Source organism: Asticcacaulis solisilvae (genome assembly GCF_052327315.1).
Classification (GTDB): domain Bacteria; phylum Pseudomonadota; class Alphaproteobacteria; order Caulobacterales; family Caulobacteraceae; genus Asticcacaulis; species Asticcacaulis solisilvae_B.
Genome location: NZ_CP166196.1, coordinates 3,566,439 through 3,585,757, shown reverse-complemented (window position 1 = coordinate 3,585,757; position 19,319 = coordinate 3,566,439). Strand labels below are relative to the sequence as shown.

Here is a 19,319-nt window from a genome sequence, read left to right as displayed (position 1 = left end):
CGACTAAGGCGGAATGACGATGATTGCCGGACTGACCGAAACCCTGACCCTGCAAGCCGCCAAAGGCCCGGTGACCGTGCATGTCTTCGACAGCCCGGCCTCGGCCGGCGCCTATATCGCCGGCGACATCGCCAGGCGTCTTGGGGACGCGATCGCGCAACGGGGCAGGGCGCTGTGGATCGGTTGCGGCGGCACCACGCCCAAGCCCATCTATGAGCGCCTGGTCCAGGCCGGTCTCGACTGGGACAAGATCCGTCTTTTCCAGGTCGACGAACGTTTCGTGCCGACCGACGACGCGGCGTCGAACACGCGCATGATGCGCGAGGCGCTTCAGCCCGTCCTTTCAGCCCAGGGCAAGCCGGGCATGGAACTGGTCAGTCTCATCCAGGACATCGGCGACCAGTACGCCTGCGCCGCCAAGGCCGAACAGACCCTGCTCGATGCCGGCAACGGGGCTGCGCCGCAGTTCGACTACGCGCTGATGGGCATGGGCCCCGACGCGCATTACGCCTCGATCTTTCCGGGCCACCCGATCAACGGCACGGTCTATACCTCGAAGTCCCTGGTCCTGCCGGTGGCGAAGAGTACGACCGACCTTGAACCGCAGTTGCCGCGCATTACGTTGAGCGTGCCTGCGATCAACGCGTCGAAGCGGATCCTGTTCTACATCACCGGCCAGACCAAGCTGAACGTGCTCAAGGCGGCCTGCCTGTCAACCGATCCGTTCACCGCGCCGATCGGGGCCTTCCTGGCCCAATCCCCGTCGCCCGTCGAATTCGTCTGGACGGCGTAAGAGTGAAGATCATGTCCGATATCCATCCCGTCCTCGCCGAAGTCACCAACCGCATCATCGAGCGCAGCCGCAACACGCGCGCCGCCTTCATGGCGCGCGCCGACCGCTATAAATCGAACGAGCCGCGCCGCAAGAAGCTGAGCTGCGCCAACTACGCCCACGTCGTGGCGGCGTCCGACGACCACGACAAGCTGCAGGCCGCCCTCGACGCCGTGCCCAATATCGGCATCGTCACCGCCTATAACGACATGCTGTCGGCGCACCAGCCGTTCCACGACTATCCCGACAAGATCAAGGCTGCCGCGCGCAAGATCGCGGCCACGGCCCAGGTCGCCGGCGGCGTGCCCGCCATGTGCGACGGCGTGACGCAAGGCCGCGAGGGCATGGAACTCAGCCTGTTCTCGCGCGACGTCATCGCCATGAGCACAGCGGTGTCGCTCAGCCACGATGCCTTCGACGCGGCCCTGTGCCTGGGCGTCTGCGACAAGATCGTGCCGGGCCTGGTCATCGGCGCCCTGTCGTTCGCCCACCTGCCGGTCATCTTCGTGCCGGGCGGCCCCATGTCGTCGGGCCTGCCGAATCCCGAAAAGGCCAAGGTGCGCACGCAATATGCGCTGGGCCAGGTCGGCCGCGACGCCCTGCTGGCCGCCGAAATGGCGTCCTATCATGGCGTCGGCACCTGCACCTTCTACGGCACCGCCAACTCCAACCAGATGATGATGGAGATGATGGGCCTGCACGTGCCGGGCGCGGCCTTCGTCCATCCCAATACGCCGCTGCGTGAAGCCCTGACGGTCGCCGCCACGCAGCAGGCCGCCAAGACCGCCGAAAACGGCAAGAGCCCGAAGCGCATGGCCGATGTGCTCAGCGAAAAGGCCTTCGTCAACGCCGTGGTTGGCCTGCTGGCCACCGGCGGTTCGACCAACCACACCCTGCACATCCCCGCCATGGCGCGCGCCGGCGGCGTGATCATCACCTGGCAGGACATGGACGACCTGTCGCGCGTCGTGCCGCTGTTGGCCCGTGTCTATCCCAACGGCTCGGCCGACGTGAACCACTTCCATGCCGCGGGCGGCATCGGTTTCGTCATCCGCGAGCTTCTGTCAGCAGGCCTGCTGCACGAAGACGTGGAAACCATCTGGGGTACCGGCCTGTCGGACTACGCCCAGGAGCCCTTCCTCGACGGCGAGACGCTGAAATGGCGCCCGGTGCCCGAACACAGCCTCGACGACAAGGTGCTGCGCCCGGTCTCCGACCCGTTCCAGGCCGAGGGGGGCTTGCGCGAACTCAATGGCAATCTCGGCCGCGCGGTCACCAAGACCTCGGCGGTCAAGGCCGAACACCGGATCATCGAGGCGCAATGCGTCGTCTTCGACGACCAGGACGATTTCCTCAAGGCCTTCAAGGCCAAGACGCTGCCGGATGGCGATTTCATCTGCGTGGTCCGCTTCCAGGGCCCGCGCGCCAACGGCATGCCTGAACTCCATTCCCTGACCCCCTCCCTGTCTGCCTTCCTCGACGAAGGCCGCAAGGTGGCGCTGGTCAGCGATGGCCGCATGTCGGGTGCCTCCGGCAAGGTTGCGGCCGCTATTCACCTTACGCCGGAAGCCGTTGACGGCGGCCCCATAGCCAAACTGCGTAATGGTGATATGCTGCGTGTAGACTGCGAAAAAGGAACGGTCGACTATCTCGGGGATGCCACCGAGTTTCTTGAACGGACGAATGCTGAACGGCCAAAAGAAGCCGACGGTATGGGACGGGAGCTTTTTGCGCACATGCGCCGCGCGGTAGGACCCGCGGACGCTGGCGGTGCAGTCTTTTGGTAAGGGTTTATGACAGCGCATTTTGAGACCAATTCGGCCGTATCCTCGGCCAATCGCGTCCTGCGGGGCCTTGTCGGTGACATCGGCGGCACGAATGCCCGCTTTGCCATCGCCGAACGCGCCGACGGCAAGACGAAGCTTTCCAACTTCAAGTCGCTGGAATGCGCCGAGCACAAGGATGTGTACGCGGCGCTCGATGCCTATTTCGGCATGATCGGCGAAAAGCCGGCGCTCGACTATTCGGTCGTGGCCGTCGCCGGTCCCGTCAAGGACGGAGCGATCAAGTTCACCAACCTCGACTGGCTGGTGCGCGAGGACCTGCTTGGCCAGACGACGGGCGCGCGCAATGCCCGCCTGATCAACGACTATGCCGCCCTGGCCTTTGCGCTTCCGCACCTCGAAGCCGCCGATGTCAAGACCATCGGGCAAGTGACCAAGGGCTTCGGCGATGTCCACGCCGTCATGGGCGCGGGCACCGGCTTCGGCGCCTCGGTCCTGGTCGGCGGCAAGTACGGTCCGTACTGCCTGTCGACCGAAAGCGGCCATATGAGCTTCGCGCCGGTCAACGACTACGAGTCGGAAATCCTGCGCTTCCTGCGCAAGAAGTACGGCCGCGTCACCATCGAAATGCTGCTGTCGGGTCCGGGCCTGGTCAATCTGTACCAGGCGATCTCGTCGATCCGCGGCGAACCGGCGCATGACCTGACGCCCGCCCAGATCACGCATCTGGACGGCGAGGACGCGACCGGCAGCCGTTATACGGTCGAAGCCTTCCTCGATATCCTGGCCAGCGTCTGCGGCGACCTGGCCCTCGCGCACGGCGCGACGTCGGGCATGTTCATCGCCGGCGGCGTCGCCCCGCGCCTGATCAAGCATATCGACGAACTGCGCTTCCGCGCCCGCATGGAGGCCAAGGCCCCGATGACGGCGCTGGTGTCGGCCATTCCGTCCAGCATCATCATCCATCCATACGCGGCGCTGCTCGGTTCGGCCAACGCCTTGACGGACGCCGAGATACTGGGCTAACGCAGCGGCAATTCGCGGTACCCATTCTACGGCCGCTGCGTGCAGCGGCCGTTCTTTTGGAGCGTCATGACTTAGGGTGAAGTCGGAGACTTGCAGAAAGTCCCCCCTTCCGTCACTCGCTCCGCTCGTGCCACCTTCCCCGTAAACGGGGAAGGAATTAGAGAGTTAAACTCCCTTCCTTCCCCGTTTACGGGGAAGGTGGCTGGATCGGCGTCAAGCCGAGCCAGACGGAAGGGGGGATACGGCGTCACAGCGCGTAGGGCTGTTTCAACGTAAAACCACAACGATCCAGATCTGAGCGAGGCCTCCCCATGTCGACCCATCCCGATGTCCCCAAGTTCATGACCATGGGCCCCGTGCTGCCGGTCATGGTGATCCCGTCGCTCGACCAGGCCGTGCCGCTGGCCGAGGCCCTGATCAAGGGCGGCATCAAGGTGCTGGAAATCACCCTGCGCACCGACTGCGCCCTGGCCTCGATCGAAGCCATCGCCAAGGCCTTCCCGGAAGCGGTGGTCGGCGCCGGCACCGTGCTGTCGCCCGACGACGCCAAGGCGGCCGCCGATCACGGCGCGCGCTTTGCGGTATCGCCCGGCCTGACCGAAAAGCTGGCCGGCCAGACCTCGCTGCCGTTGCTGCCGGGTGTCGCGACCTCGTCCGAAGTCATGCGCGCGCTGGAATGGGGCTTCACGCACCTGAAATTCTTTCCGGCGGTCCCGGCCGGCGGCGTGCCGGCGCTGAAGGGTATCGGCGGTCCGCTGGCGGCGGCGAAATTCTGCCCGACCGGCGGCGTCGACGTGAAGAACGCGGCCGACTTCCTGGCCCTGCCGAACGTCCTGTGCGTCGGCGGATCGTGGGTCGCGCCGGCGTCCGCCATGAACGAAGGCCGCTGGGACGAGATCACCAAACTGGCTGCCGAAGCCGTGGCGACCTTCGGGAAAAAGTAACGCCCTGTTCTGAATTCCAGCGGCGATTGATCTGCCTTGATCGCCGTTGCCAAGGGCGGCTGCCCGCCGCGCATGTTTGCGCGAGCCATGCGGCGTTTGAGCTGAAAACACTAATATCAACGGTCGTTCCTCACGGCCGTTGATATCAAAGCGCTCCGTTTCGTTTCCGGACTAAAAGGCTTGCACGGTTTTTGCAAAGCGCTTTAGCAATTGACAAAGCCCGCGTTGCAGCAAATTGTGGGTTCACACTTCAGGTATTCGGGAAGACATTGGTGACGCAGATCAAGGCTCCGGCAGAGAGAGCCGCATCACTCACGGCCACCAACGCGGTATCGACCATCAACGACGTGGCGCGCCTGGCCGGTGTATCGATCAAGACCGTATCGCGCGTCATGAACAACGAGCCGAACGTGCGTGAAGAGACGCGCGCCAAGGTCAAGGAAGCCGCCGGCCTTCTGCATTATCGCCCGAACCTGCTGGCCCGGTCGTTGGCCGGCTCACGCAGCTTCCTGCTGTGCCTGCTCTATCACAACCCGGTGCCGACCTATATCAACAACATGCACCAGGGCGTCATCGACCGCTGCCGCCAGAACGGCTACCACCTGCTGGCCGAGCCGCAGGACCTCCAGGGCGGCGACCTGGAACGCTCGATCGCCGGGCTTCTGGCGACCGTGCGCCTCGACGGCGTCATTCTGACGCCGCCCTTGTGCGACATGGCCGTGGTCATGCAGACGATTGAAGCGGCGGCCGTGCCCTATGTCCGGGTTTCGCCCTTCCTCTATCCCGGCCGCACCGCGGCGGTGCGCATGGACGAGGCGGGCGCGGCGCGCGAGGCGACGCAATACCTGTTGAACAAGGGCCACCGCGACATCGGCTTCATCATGGGCCACCCCGAGCACGGCGGCACGCACCTGCGCTACCAGGGCTATGTCTCGGCCATGCGCGACGCCGGTATCGAGCCGCGCGCCGAATGGATCAAGCAGGGCTATTTCAACTTCGAATCGGGCGTCGAGGCCGGCAAGGCGTATTTCTCCGCCGAAAAGCGTCCGACAGCCATCTTCTCGTCGAACGACGACATGGCGTTCGGCCTGATGAGCGTTGCCCAGCAGATGGGCATCCGCATTCCGGACGACATTTCGATCATCGGCTTCGACGACACGCCGGGTTGTACCCTGATCTGGCCGCACCTGACGACGATCCGCCAGCCGATCCTCGACATGGCCTATGCCGCCGCCGATATTTTGCTGTCGCGCACCACGGGCGAAGACGACGGCCCGGCCATGAACGACATCGTGCGCGAGATGCCGTTTACCCTGATCGAACGCGATTCGGTCCGCGCGCGCTGACCTCGTTTCCTTACAATTGACCGCCGCTGTCAGCGGCTTTTCCGTCATTCCGGGCAAAAAAAACCCGATGAACCGTTACCGGTTCATCGGGGTCAAAGGCCAGTGCCTTCCAAATAATGCCACATTTAAGAAGGCGCTTTAAAACCGCAGAATCCGCCGGGGCGAAAAAGGGAAAGTTCCCGGAAGAAACGGCGCGGTTTTAAACACGAACCCGATACCTGCCGGAGGAAAAAAGAGGCAGACACCAGGAAACAGGGTGTCTCGTATTTAGCCAAATCTGACAACGCTGTCAAATAAATTCTAAAAACAAATATATTTTTTCAATAGGCGGTCGATTTTTCCGTTTTCGATCCGCTCGTTAAGCGTGTCGCCGGTTGACGGCACGTGATAGCGCTGTCAATAAATAGGCAGGATCCGGCCAGTCACTATCCAAGAAGCCGGACCAGTCTTGCGCGGCAGCCACGAGAAGGGCGCCTGCAACCATCGGAAGAACTCGAAAGTCAGTACCAAGGGAGACCCATGTCCGCCATCGCCAACCGGGACGCTGTTCCCGCCACTTCGCCTTTGAAGTCGCGCCTGATGGCCGGCATCGCTCTTGCCATGATTGCCGCCGTCGCGGTCGACGCCTCGGGCGCCTCGGCCAAGGCGCGCCCCGCCGCGCATAAGCCGGCAAAGGCAAAAACGGCAAAAGCCCCCGCTGTGATCGCGGTCGATGCGGCGTGGCCGAAGCTTGAGGCCGCGGGCCTCGTCGATCCCGCCACCGAGGCGAAGATCACCGACATCATGTCGAAGATGACGCTTGAGGAAAAGGTCGGCCAGACCGTCCAGGCCGACATCAACTTCATCAAGCCGGAAGACCTCAAGACCTACCCTCTGGGTTCGATCCTGGCGGGCGGCAATTCGTCGCCGGGCGGCAATGAGCGCGCCACGCCCGACCAGTGGCTGCAACTGGCCGACGACTACTGGCGCGCGGCGCTGGAGCGTCCGACCAAGGCGCCGATCCCGCTGCTGTTCGGCATCGACGCCGTCCACGGCCATTCGAACCTGGTCGGCGCGGTCATCTTCCCGCACAATGTCGGCCTGGGCGCCGCGCACGACCCCGAGCTGATCAAGAAGATCGGCGAGGTCACGGCCGATGAAATGTCGCTGGCCGGCGTCGACTGGACCTTTGCGCCGACCGTCGCGGTATCGCGCGACAAGCGGTGGGGCCGCTCCTACGAATCCTATTCCGAAAACCCGGCCGATGTGGCCGCCTATTCCGGCATGATGGTCGAGGGCCTGCAAGGCGTCGATGGCGGCAAGGACGGCGTCAAGCCGGGCCATATCATGTCCAGCGCCAAGCACTTCCTGGGCGACGGCGGCACCAAGGACGGCAAGGACCAGGGCGACGCCCAGGTCACCGAAGCCGACCTGGCGCGTATCCACGGCGCCGGCTATCCGCCCGCCATCAAGGCCGGCGTCCTGTCGGTCATGGCGTCCTTCTCGTCGTGGAACGGCCAGAAGATGGCCGGTAATTCGCGCCTGATCACCGGTGCGCTGAAGCAGCGCATGCATTTCGACGGTTTCGTCATCACCGACTGGAACGCGCAAGGCCAGGTTCCGGGCTGCAAGAATGACGACTGCCCGGCGGCCATGAATGCCGGCATCGACATGTTCATGGCGCCGGATTCGTGGAAGGGCATGTACGCCAACACGCTGGCCGAGGTTAAGGCGGGCAAGATCCCGATGTCGCGCCTCGACGACGCCGTGCGCCGAATCCTGCGCGCCAAGCTCAAGGGCGGCCTGTTTACGCTGGGGGCACCCAAGGACCGGGCGCTGGCCGGCAAGTGGCAGAACCTCGGTTCGGCCGAACATCGCGCGGTGGCGAGGGCTGCCGTGCGCGAGTCGCTGGTTCTGATCAAGAACCAGTCGCACCTCCTGCCGCTGAAGGCCGGGGCGAAGATCCTGGTTGCGGGCGACGGCGCCGACAATATCGGCAAGCAGGCCGGCGGCTGGACCATCACCTGGCAGGGCACGGGCAACGCCAATTCCGACTTCCCCAACGGCCAGTCGATCTATGGCGGTATCAAGGACGCCGTCACCCAGGCCGGCGGCACGGCTATCCTTGCGACGGACGGCAGCTTCACCGACAAGCCGGACGTGGCCATCGTCGTCATCGGCGAAGACCCCTATGCCGAATTCCAGGGCGACCGCACCAACCTGGCCTACAAGCAGGGCGACACGACGGACCTCGACCTGATCGTCAAGCTGAAGCGCCAGGGCGTCAAGGTCGTGACGGTGTTCCTGTCGGGCCGCCCCCTGTGGACCAACCCCATCATCAACGCGTCGGACGCCTTCGTCGAAGCCTGGCTGCCCGGCACGGAAGGCGGCGGTATCGCCGACGTGCTGATCGGCGACGCCAACGGCCAGCCGCGCAACGATTTCAAGGGCAAGCTGACCTTCTCGTGGCCGAAGAAGGCCAACCAGGGACCGCTCAATGTCGGTACGCCGGGTTACGACCCGCTGTTCGCCTATGGCTACGGCCTGACCTACAAGGACGACGGTGACCTCAACCAGCTGTCGGAAGATTCCGGCGTGGCCGACGAGCCCGTCGCCAATGTCGACACCTATTTCACCGCCGGCCGTATCAAGGCGCCCTGGGCGTTGAACCTGATCGACGCCGGCGGCAAGACGGCGGGCGATCACGACACCTTCTCGAGCCCCAAGGGCAATGTCACGCAAAGCGCCGTTGACGCCGGCAAGCAGGAAGCGGGCCGTTCGCTGGTCTTCAAGGCCGCGGGCGAGGCGGCTGTCACAGGTGACGCCGTCGATCTCAGCCGCCAGCAATCGGGCAAGATGACGATCGGCATCACCTATCGCCTCGATGCGCCGGTCACAGGCCCCGTCCTGCTGGGCATGGGCAAGGACGCGGCGTCGGAACACCGGATCGACGTTTCCGGCATCCTCAAGGCGCCGGTCGGCCAATGGGGCACGCTGAAGGTCACGCTCGACTGCTTTGCATCGGCCGGGGTCGACATGAAGGCCATCGGCGTGCCGCTGTCGATCAGCACAGACAAGCCGCTGTCGATCAGCTATTCGACGATCAAGATCATGTCGGACGAGGGCGACGGCACCTGCCCGGCGCACTGATCGGACACGGATTTCAGGCGATGGCCGGGGCGAAAGCTCCGGCCATTTTCGTTGTGCGTCCAGGAATACGAATACCCGCCCGGGCGAGCCCCATTCCGCGCGATTGATTTTGCGGTTAAGCTGTGGTTAGGTGCTACCTAAATTATATTACAATCTAAGCGCAAAACGCGCACCGCTACGGGGAAACCATGCCTGACTTGACCCATTTCCTGCCTTCGAGCAGTTTTTTGAAGAGTCTCGACATCTGGATCGTGCTCTTCTACGCCGTCTCCATCTTCGTCCTGGCCCAGATCGTTTCGCGTCGCAAGGCGACTGAAGAGGTCTCGTCCAAGGGCTACTTCCTGGCCGGCAACACCCTGCCCTGGTGGGCCATCGGCGCCTCGCTGATCGCGGCCAACATCTCGGCCGAGCAGATCATCGGCATGTCCGGCTCGGGCTACCGCATCGGCCTGGCCATCGCCTCCTATGAATGGATGGCGGCAATCACCCTGATCATCGTCGGCAAGTACTTCCTGCCGGTCTTCCTGCGCAACGGCGTCATGACCATGCCGGGCTTCCTGCAGCAGCGCTTCGGCCCCAGCGTGAAATACCTGATGGCCGTGTTCTGGCTGGGCCTCTACGTCTTCGTCAACCTGACCTCGATCCTGTGGCTGGGCGGCACGGCGGTGACGACCGTGACGGGCCTGGACCCCGTGATCGTGCTGATCGGCCTCGGCATCTTTGCCCTGCTGTACCAGATCTCGGGGGGCCTCAAGGCCGTGGCCCTGACCGACATCGTGCAGGTGACCCTGCTGGTGCTGGGCGGCCTGATCATCGCCGGCCTGACCCTGACCAAGATCGGCGGTGAACAGTCGCTCGGCGGTTTCGTCAACGGCTTCAACACGCTGTGGGGCAGGTTCCCCGAGCACTTCCACATGATCCTGCCGAAGACCAGCCCCTTCTATGCCGACCTGCCAGGCATCGCCGTCCTGGTCGGCGGCCTGTGGATCATGAACATCTCGTACTGGGGCTTCAACCAGTACATCATCCAGCGCGCCCTGGCGGCCAAGAGCACGGCCGAAGCGCAGAAGGGCATCGCCTTCGCTGCCTATCTCAAGCTGCTGATGCCGCTGATCGTCGTCGTTCCGGGCATGGCCGCCCTGCTGCTGGCGCCGAACCTGACGGTCGCCGACCACGCCTATCCCGAAATGATGAAGCTGCTGCCGACCGGTCTGCTCGGCCTCGTCTTCGTGGCCCTGACCTTCGCGGTCATCTCGTCGACGGCGTCGAAGATCAACTCGATCTCGACCATCTTCACGCTCGACATCGTCGCGCCGCTCAATCCGGCCCTCAGCGACAAGACGCTGGTGACCATCGGCCGTATCGCCTCGGTCGTTGCCGTGGCCATCGCGATCACCGTCGCCAAGCCGCTGCTCGGCAAGTCGGACCAGGTCTTCCAGTACATCCAGGAATATACCGGCTTCTTCACGCCGGGCATCGTCGTGATCTTCGCGCTCGGCATGTTCTGGAAGCGCTGCTCGACCGCGGGCGCCTTCGTCGCGGTCCTCAGCTCCTTCCTGCTGTCGTGCGCCGCCAAGATCTGGCTGCCGGCAGTACCGTTCATGAACCGCGTCGGCTGGGTCTTCCTGGCGTCGACCGTCCTGTGCGTGCTGGTGTCGTTCATCATCCCGAACAAGCGCGAAGTCTCGACCCTGACGCTGGAGGGCGTAAGCTTCAAGACCTCGACCGCCTTCAACATTCTGGGCGTCGGCGTCATCGCCATCCTGATCGGCCTTTATACCGTCTTCTGGTAAGCCGAAGGGTTTGCGTGTTCCAACGGTGATCGCAAATCACCGTTGGCAAGGGCGCCAATCTTTCGGCCTTTGGCCACCGCCGCCGATGCGGCGAGCCATGCGGGCTTGAGTTAAAAAAAGCGGCAGGAGTGATCCTGCCGCTTTTTGCATCTGTGCATCGGTAGTGTCATGATTGCCAAATTTTAACGGGTGTCGCGCCACGACTCTTGCTAATACCGTTGCAAACGCAAGGAAAACGACATGCAGGTCCTGATCGTCGAGGATGACAACGAAGCCGCGCTCAACATGCAGAAGGGCCTGAAGGAAGCCGGCATCGAGGCACGGCTTGCCAGCGATGGGCAACAGGGACTGGATGCGGTCAAGGCTCAGCGCCCCGACGTCATCATTCTCGATCGCATGATGCCCGTCATGGACGGCGTCACCATGCTGCAGCACATGCGCGCCGACGGCAACGACGTCCCGGTGCTGTTCCTGTCCGCGCTGGGCGAACTCGAAGACCGGGTGTCGGGCCTGCGCGCCGGCGCCGACGATTATCTGGTCAAGCCCTATGCCCTGCCGGAGCTGGTGGCGCGCGTCGAGGCGCTGGGCCGGCGCAAGGAAAAGGACACGGTCGAAACGTCGCTCAAGGTCGGCGACCTCGAAATGAACCTGATCTCGCGCCAGGTGAAGCGTGAGACGACGCTGATAGACCTGCAGCCGCGCGAGTTCCAGTTGCTCGAATTCCTCATGCGCCACGCCGGCCAGAGCGTGACGCGCACCATGCTGCTCGAAAAGGTCTGGGCCTATCATTTCGACCCGCAGACCAATGTCATCGACGTGCACATTTCGCGCCTGCGCGCCAAGCTCGACAAGGGCTTCGACCGGCCGATGCTGCACACGGTGCGCGGCGAAGGCTATCAGCTGAAGGCGTGATGTTTTGAAAAGGGCCAAGGCTTTTCTCGGCCCTCCCTGCTTGCGGGGAGGGGGGACCACGCGAAGCGTGGTGGGCGGGGCTCTTCTCGGAAAGCCGTCAAGACTTGCGACACCTTTCATATAAGCACTGATGAATTGCGAACGCGAAATCCGGTGGAAGTGCCCCGCCCACCGCCTGACGGCGGTCCCCCCTCCCCATAAATGGGGAGGGCGAAGAAGATCGTCGTTGCACGCAACAGCCGTCCGCCATGACTAATCTCGTCCATTCCATCCGGAGCCGTATCGAGGACCTGGCGCGGTTCGAGGTGTCCGGCGTCTTCAAGCCGAACTTCTTCCGCCAGACGCCTTTCCGGCTGACCCTGGTCTTTCTGGCCGTGTACGTCTTCGTGGCGGCGCTGGTCTTCGGCTATATCTGGCTGGCGACCGCCAGCGAATCCGCGGCCTTCGGCAACGCCACGGTCGATGCCCGCCTGAAAAGCCTGCGCGAGCTCGATGTCCTGCAAGGTCATGCCGCGGTCGTCGGCCGGATCCTGAGCGACGATACGGTCGAGTGGGGCTATGCCAAGGGCGCCTTCGACGCCTCGGGGCAATTGCTGGCCCAGAATTCGCGCACCAAGTCGGAAGGACAGTCGTTAAGCCGCGCCATGGTCCAGGCGGGGCTGGAGCGCGACCCGCATCCCGGCGACATCGCCACCATCGGCGTCGCCAGCAGTTCCAAGACCGGCGAGACGCGCTTCCAGGGCCGCGTCCAGCGGCTCGACGACGACTTCTACGTCTTCGTCGCCATGGACATGTCGTGGGCCGACCACGGCTTCCGGCAGGAACTGAAGGCAGCCCTGGGCGGAGGACTTCTGGTCGTCATGCTGGGCCTGTTCGTCGGCACGCTGATCAACCAGGAGGTCACGCGCTCGGTGGCGCGGGTCACGGCGGTGCTCAGCCAGGTGCAGGAGGGCAATCTAAAGGCGCGGATTCCCGTGCGCGACACCGGCGACGAAATCGACGACCTGTCGATCCGTATCAATGAGACTCTCGACCGCATGGAAAAGACCATGGGCAATCTCAAATATGCCGGCGACGCCATTGCCCACGATTTGCGCTCGCCCCTGTCGCGGCTGCGCTCGAAGTTGGAAGTGTCGTTGTTCGAGGTCGAGCAGGACCCCAGCCAGGCGCACGACGCCCTGCAACGCGCGCTCGAGGAAACCGACCAGCTGCTGCGCACCTTCCAGACCGTCTTCGCCATTTCGCGCCTGCAGGCCGCCGGCCAGGCGCCCGAACAGGCCCTGTTCCCGGCGTCGGACCTTGCCGCCGACATGGCCGAGCTTTACGAGGCCGTCGCCGCCGACAAGGGGCTCGAGTTCGAGTCCGAGATCGAGCCGGGCGTGCGCGCCTTCGGCAATCGTGACTTCGTGGCGCAGGCCCTGGCCAATCTGCTCGACAACGCCATCAAGTACACGCCGGAGGGGGGAGGGGTGACCTTCCGCCTGCGCCGCACCTCGCAGCGCGAGATCGAGTTTTCGATCACCGACACCGGCCCGGGCGTGCCGGAAAAGGATCGCCCGCGCATCGCCGAGCGCTTCGTGCGCCTGGAAAACAGCCGCTCTCTTCCGGGCGTGGGCCTGGGGCTGTCGATGGTCGATGCCGTCGCCGTGGCCCACAAGGGGCGGCTGGTCATCGACGAAGGCCCTGGCCGTTTCGGCGACCAGGGACCGGGCTTGCGCACCGCATTGGTGTTGCCGCCGCTGCAAGGGTAGGTCATTTCCTTATTTTGCTTGGTCTTAGGTTTGAATCGTTGCAATAATTAAAGCCATTGCAGCGTATTCCCGGGACACAGACGCCTATCATGACTGATGTGCTTTTTTCCTCGCTCGTAGACCGCCTGCATCCGTGCGGGCCGATCATCAACGAGACGGCTGCCGGTTATGTCATGGAGACCCTGTACGAGGTCGCCCGCGCCGAGGGCTGGCGCGACGTTCTGGAACAGGCGGATGCGGCGCTGAGGCCCGTGGTGGCCGCTTCGCCCTATCTCGCCGGCATCATGAAGCGCGATCCGCAGCGGCTGCGCGAAACCCTGATCACCCCGCCCGAAGCCCGTCTGCGCGCCATCCTGCTGGCCACCGAAGCCATCGAGCAGCAGGCCCTGACGGTCGACGTCGCCGATCTTGCCCTTGCCAAGAAGGTCCTGCGCCACCTCAAGGCCGAATGCCACCTGCTGACGGCGCTGGCCGATCTCGGCGATGTCTGGAGTCTCGACCACGTCACGGCGGCCCTGACGCGTTTCGCCGATGCGGTGACCTCGGCGGCGCTTGCGCTGGTGGTGCGCGAGGAAAGCGACAAGGGCCGGCTCGAGGATTATGACCGCAGCGAACGCGGTGTCCTGCCGGGCATGTTCGTCCTGGCCATGGGCAAGCACGGCGCCGGAGAGCTCAACTATTCGTCGGATATCGACATCACCTTTTTCTGCGACCTCGACCGCCTGCCGGTCAAGGAAAACGTCGATCGCCAGACCTTTGCCGACCGCGTGGCGCGCCAGGTCGCGGTCATCCTGTCGGAACGCACGGGTGACGGCTATGTCTTCCGCGTCGACCTGCGCCTGCGCCCCGACCCGTCGTCAACGCCGACCGTGGTCAGCGTGCCCTTCGCGCTGAACTATTACGAGTCGGTCGGCCAGAACTGGGAGCGCGCCGCCTTCATCAAGGCGCGGCCGGTCGCCGGCGACATGATCGAGGCCAAGGCGTTCATGCAGGACCTGACGCCCTTCATCTGGCGGCGCAGCCTCGACTATCCCGCCATCGCCGACGTCCACTCGATCAAACGTCAGATCCATGTCTACAAGGTCGACGAGCGCCTGGAGGCGGCCGGCGCCAATCTCAAGCTCGGCGCCGGCGGCATCCGCGAAATCGAATTCTTCGCCCAGACTCAACAGTTGATTCTGGGCGGCCGCGACCCGTCGCTGCGGTCGCGGCGCACGCTCGATGCGCTTGATGCGCTGCGCCGGGCGGGACACCTGGCGCCGGCCGTGGCGAAAGAGCTGAAACAGGCCTACTGCCGCCTGCGCGACTGGGAACACCGTGTGCAGATGGTGCACGATGAGCAGACGCACGAACTGCCCGAGGCCGAGGATGCGCGCAATCACGTGGCGGCCCTGTCGGGTTTCACCAACCTGTCGCGCTTCGACCTGGCCGTGTCGCGCACCCTGCGCCTGGTCAACGGGCACTATGGTGAGCTGTTCTCGGAAGACGAACCCCTGTCGTCGTCCTTCGGCTCGCTGGTCTTCACCGGCGTCGAAGGTGATCCGGAGACGATCAAGACCCTGACGCGCATGGGCTTCGACAATCCGGAACAGGTCTCGGCGACCATACGGTCTTGGCACCACGGCCGCATTCCGGCGACGCGGTCCGAACGGGGCCGCGAACTGTTCACGCGTCTGGTGCCGCGCCTGCTCGAAGCGCTCAACGAAACCGGCAATCCGTCGATTGCGTTCGCGCGTTTCGCCTCCTTCTTCGTCACCCTGAACGCCGGCGTGCAAATCCAGTCGCTGTTCCTCGCCAACCCCAAGCTGTTCAAGACGATCGTCGATATCATGGGCGTGTCGCCGCGCCTGGCGCAGATGCTGGCGCGCTATCCGACCAGCTTCGACGCCATGTTGGACGCCGGCTTCTTCGATCCGCTGGGCGCCGAGCTCGACCACCTGATCGCACGCGAGGTCGAACGCGTGCCGGGCGACCTCGAAGCCGTGATGAACGCGCTGCGCCGCGTCGGCCGCGAGCAGCAGTTCCGCATCGGCATGCAGATCCTGTCGGGCCGGCTCGAAACCGAGGCGGCCGGCGCCGCCTATGCGCGCCTGGCCGATGCCTGCATCAACCACCTGGCGCCGCTGTCGATCGAGGACATCCGCCGCCAGGCCGGCACGCTCGACGGCCAGGTGGCGATTGTCGCGCTCGGCAAGCTCGGCTCGCAGGAAATGACGGCGACGTCCGATCTCGACCTGATGGCCGTCTATCTGCCCGACGACCCCTCAGCCATGTCGACCGTCAAGGGCTGGGCGGCCGAAACCTGGTTCGGGCGCTTCACACAGCGCCTGATCGCCGCCCTGTCGGCGCCGACCCACGAAGGCTTCCTGTACGAGATCGACATGAAACTCAGGCCCACAGGCGCCAAGGGCCCGGTGGCTGTGTCGCTGGCGGCCTTCGAGAACTACTACACCAAGGAGGCCGACACCTGGGAGTTCCAGGCCCTGACCCGCGCGCGTATCGTCTGGTCCAGCTCGGCCGACTTTGCCGACCTGGTGCGGCTCAAGATCGAGACCATCCTGCGCAGCCAGCGGTCGCGCGGCGAGACGGCGCTGGATGTGCTCAACATGCGCGCCCTGATGGAGAAGGAGCGGCCGGCCAAGTCGTTCTGGGACTTCAAGCTGAGCGTCGGCGGCCAGGTCGACGCCGAATTTGCCGCCCAGTACCTGCAACTGATCCACGCCGCCGACGGCGGGCCGTTGCGGTCGGGCACGCTCCAGGCCCTGTCGGCCATGCAGCGCGCAGGCCTGGCCTCGGCGGCCGACATCGAGGCCCTGAGCCTGGCCTGGCGCGTGCAGCAGTCCCTGGCCCAGGTCATGCGCGTGTCGCTGACCGAAACCGACGATCCGCACAGCGAGCCCGAGGCCTTCCAGCGCAAGCTGGCGCGCGCCGTGCATACGCGCAGGCTCGATACCCTGGAAAAGAAGCTGCGCGATATCCGCAAGCGCGCCAGAACAGCGTTCGAGTCGATTGTATCGCCGAACTAGGGTTTGTACCTCCCCGTCGCGAAGCGATGGGGAGGGGGACCACACGACTGAGCCAATGCGTCAGCATTGGTAAAGGAGATGTGGTGGTGGGGTTTCTTGCTTACTTTCCAAGACATTGGTGTTTGCAGGTAAGCAAGAAACCCCACCACCACCCTACGCTAATGCTCCGGGCGGTCCCCCTCCCCATTTTCTTCGAAAACGGGGAGGTACAAGGAAGGCGCAAGAAAAAATCCACAGGCGCGACGGGGACACGGGGCATCATCCGTGAAAGGAGCAAGACCGGCCGGACAGACCCGCCCGGTATTCCAGCAAGGACACATGCCCATGTCTAAAATGCGCCTTTTCTCCGCCGTTGTCATCGCGGCCGCAGCCCTCACGACCGCCGCCCACGCGCAAGGCTGGGGTGGTCAGGGTGGCCGGGGCGGCGGCATGCTCGGCCGCTACGACACCGACAAGGACGGCAAGGTCAGCCTGGCCGAATACGAAGCCGGCCGGCAAATGATGTTCCAGCGCCTCGACGCCGACGGCAATGGCACTGTTACCTTCGCCGAACTCGATGCCGCCAAGCAGAAGGCCGGTGACGATCCGCGCGCCCAGATGATGCTGAAGCGCATCGACGCGCTGAAGGCCGCCGACACAAACGGCGACCAGGCGATCTCTGCCGATGAATACAAGGCTGCCGTCGATGCCGAGTTCAAGACGCTCGACAAGAACGGCGACGGCTTCCTGACGGAAGACGAGATGCCCCAGATGGGCGGCGGTCACTAATACCAAGGTCATGAAGAATGACTCTCGGTATTAGTTTTTTTCAGCTCAGACGCCGCATGGCTCGCGCAAACGTGCGCGGCGGGCGGTCGCCCTTGCCAACGGCAATAGTTGCCGTTGGAGAACCGTTTTAACAGTTCGCGTAACCGGGTCGCCTTAACGGGCGACCCATGCTAAACAGGAAGGGACGCCCATGCCCGAACCGCACGCTCCATCGCTGACGCTCGTCTGGTCCGCCGATCCGGCGAACCCTGAGACGGCGGGTGCGCGGAGTGCGGCGCCTGCGGAAAGGATTTTGGCTACGGACCCGGACGAGCAGCTTCTCGAACGCATCGGCCGTGGCGACACCACGGCGGTGTCGGTTCTGGTGTCGCGCAAACTGCCCAAGCTCCTGTCGCTGGCCCGCCGCATGCTGGGCGACGCGATCGAAGCCGAGGATGTGGCGCAGGAAACCCTGTTGCGCACCTGGAAACAGGCGGCGGTCTGGGTGCCGGGCAAGGCGCGCATCGACACCTGGATGCATCGCGTGGCGCTGAACCTGTGCTACGACAGGCTGCGGCGCCGGCGAGACACCTCGTCGACCGACGACATCGAACTGGTCGATCCCGCGCAGAGCGCGCCGGCCAGGATCGAGGCCGACCAGACGGCGAAGCAGGTCCGGGCGGCCATCACCGCCCTGCCGGAACGCCAGCGCGAGGCCATCCAGCTCACCTATTACCAGGAGCTGTCCAACCAGGAGGCCGCCGGGGTAATGAATGTCAGCGTCGAGGCTTTGGAAAGCCTGCTGGCGCGGGCAAGACGCAGTTTAAGGACCGCCATGTCGGGGGCGGACAATAAGGACCCCAAAGAGAGCATGGGGAAACGGAAATGACAGTCATCAGAGTAACATCCCTGACCGAAGAGCGCTTTCGCGAGATCGTCGACGCCTATGGCGCCGATCCGGCCCGCTGGCCCGAAGCCGAGCGCGCCGCCGCCGCGATTTTCGCCCGCAATCATCCGGACATTTCGGAGCCGGTGCTCGAAGCCGCGCGCCAGCTCGATGCCTGGCTCGATGCCGACCTGATCGACGTGCCTGAGGATGACGTCCTCGACGCTCATGCCCGCGCCGTCGCGGCCTTTGTCGACGCCCATGTCGATACCGCCGACGTCCTGCCCGTGCCGATGCGCCGTCCGCGGCCGATGCCGCTGGTCTGGGCGACCGGCGTGGCCCTGGCGGCCTGCATCGCCGGTGCGGTCCTTGGCATCAATGTCTCGATGCAGAGCATCGGCGACCTGCGCGCCCAGAGCGTTCTGGACCAGGCGCAACTGTCCGACGGGGAGAACTGACGGATGGGCAGCGGCAAGCTCAAATGGGCGCTGGGTATCTCGGTGGTCGTCAACCTCTTCCTGATCGCCGGGATCGTGGCGGGCGTGTCTGTGATCCACCACCATGTCCGGGACTGGCAGCAGCATCGCGGCAATCCCAACCAGGCCTGGGACGATGTCGAAGCCAAGCTGACGCCCGAGGAGTCGGCGCATATCCGCCAACTGGTCAAGGCGGCGGCCCTGCAAACCGAGCCGGACATGGACAAGGCGCGTGACCTGCGAAAGCAGGCCGAGGCCCTGGCCGCCCAGGATCCGTACGACGCCGCCAAGGTGGTCGATCTGGCCGAACAGGCGCGGTCCTATGAGAATATGTCGCGTGCCCGCGTCGAAACAGCACTGATCCAGGATCTGGCGCATCTCCCGGCCGGCCAGCGCAAGCTGGTGGCAGGATATGTCCTGCGGCCCGGTTTCCGTCTGCGCCGCCTGCTGGGCCCCATGCAGGACCATAAGGGGCCGCCACCGGAAAACGCCTCGCAGGTCTCGGCGCAGGCCCAATCTTCGCATTAAGGTCCCGTAAAGGAACGGTCTTGACTTTCCTGTAAAGGATTGCCGGTGCGACGCCGTTCCGGGGCGGCGCCTTATCGACAGCTTATCATTTCTTTATTTCCGATCCGGCGAACGCCATCGCGTCTTTATCGACGCAGGC

At 64.4% G+C, this 19,319-nt stretch carries 14 protein-coding genes; all 14 read left to right on the top strand.

Annotated features, from left to right (window positions below):
- Positions 1-13 precede the first annotated feature (13 nt).
- On the top strand, positions 14-793 hold the full coding sequence (gene pgl / locus AB8717_RS16920) for a 6-phosphogluconolactonase (RefSeq protein WP_443748485.1): 780 nt from the start codon (positions 14-16) through the stop codon (positions 791-793).
- Between the two features lie 11 nt (positions 794-804).
- Entirely contained in the window at positions 805-2,619 is a 1,815-nt protein-coding gene (edd, locus tag AB8717_RS16915) for a phosphogluconate dehydratase (protein ID WP_443748484.1), read from the top strand.
- 6 nt (positions 2,620-2,625) lie between these two features.
- Positions 2,626-3,642 carry a glucokinase gene (locus AB8717_RS16910; RefSeq protein ID WP_443748483.1) on the top strand — a complete coding sequence of 339 codons (1,017 nt, stop codon included), beginning with the start codon at positions 2,626-2,628 and terminating at the stop codon, positions 3,640-3,642.
- Positions 3,643-3,953: 311 nt separating this feature from the next.
- Positions 3,954-4,586, top strand: coding sequence for a bifunctional 4-hydroxy-2-oxoglutarate aldolase/2-dehydro-3-deoxy-phosphogluconate aldolase (eda, locus tag AB8717_RS16905; protein ID WP_443748482.1), 633 nt, complete (start codon positions 3,954-3,956; stop codon positions 4,584-4,586).
- A gap of 272 nt (positions 4,587-4,858) precedes the next feature.
- A complete protein-coding gene (locus AB8717_RS16900; RefSeq protein ID WP_443748481.1) occupies positions 4,859-5,932 on the top strand; it encodes a LacI family DNA-binding transcriptional regulator in 1,074 nt (357 codons plus the stop codon).
- Between the two features lie 579 nt (positions 5,933-6,511).
- Complete coding sequence (locus AB8717_RS16895) at positions 6,512-9,061, top strand: glycoside hydrolase family 3 protein (RefSeq protein WP_443750914.1); 2,550 nt, start codon at positions 6,512-6,514, stop codon at positions 9,059-9,061.
- Positions 9,062-9,249: 188 nt separating this feature from the next.
- Positions 9,250-10,854, top strand: coding sequence for a sodium/sugar symporter (locus AB8717_RS16890; RefSeq protein ID WP_443748480.1), 1,605 nt, complete (start codon positions 9,250-9,252; stop codon positions 10,852-10,854).
- 240 nt (positions 10,855-11,094) lie between these two features.
- Complete coding sequence (locus AB8717_RS16885; protein WP_443748479.1) at positions 11,095-11,766, top strand: response regulator transcription factor; 672 nt, start codon at positions 11,095-11,097, stop codon at positions 11,764-11,766.
- 248 nt (positions 11,767-12,014) lie between these two features.
- Positions 12,015-13,517 (top strand): ATP-binding protein, encoded by a 1,503-nt coding sequence (locus AB8717_RS16880; protein ID WP_443748478.1) that lies wholly within the window; start codon positions 12,015-12,017, stop codon positions 13,515-13,517.
- 89 nt (positions 13,518-13,606) lie between these two features.
- Positions 13,607-16,543, top strand: coding sequence for a bifunctional [glutamine synthetase] adenylyltransferase/[glutamine synthetase]-adenylyl-L-tyrosine phosphorylase (locus tag AB8717_RS16875; protein ID WP_443748477.1), 2,937 nt, complete (start codon positions 13,607-13,609; stop codon positions 16,541-16,543).
- Positions 16,544-16,867: 324 nt separating this feature from the next.
- Positions 16,868-17,311: an EF-hand domain-containing protein gene (locus tag AB8717_RS16870; RefSeq protein WP_443748476.1), complete on the top strand. Its 444-nt coding sequence runs from the start codon at positions 16,868-16,870 to the stop codon at positions 17,309-17,311.
- Between the two features lie 292 nt (positions 17,312-17,603).
- A complete protein-coding gene (locus tag AB8717_RS16865; RefSeq protein WP_443748475.1) occupies positions 17,604-18,179 on the top strand; it encodes an RNA polymerase sigma factor in 576 nt (191 codons plus the stop codon).
- Positions 18,176-18,634, top strand: a complete 459-nt coding sequence (locus AB8717_RS16860; RefSeq protein ID WP_443748474.1) for a hypothetical protein — start codon at positions 18,176-18,178, stop codon at positions 18,632-18,634. The genes AB8717_RS16865 and AB8717_RS16860 overlap by 4 nt, the downstream gene beginning before the upstream one ends.
- A gap of 3 nt (positions 18,635-18,637) precedes the next feature.
- Entirely contained in the window at positions 18,638-19,180 is a 543-nt protein-coding gene (locus AB8717_RS16855) for a periplasmic heavy metal sensor (RefSeq protein WP_443748473.1), read from the top strand.
- Positions 19,181-19,319 lie beyond the last annotated feature (139 nt).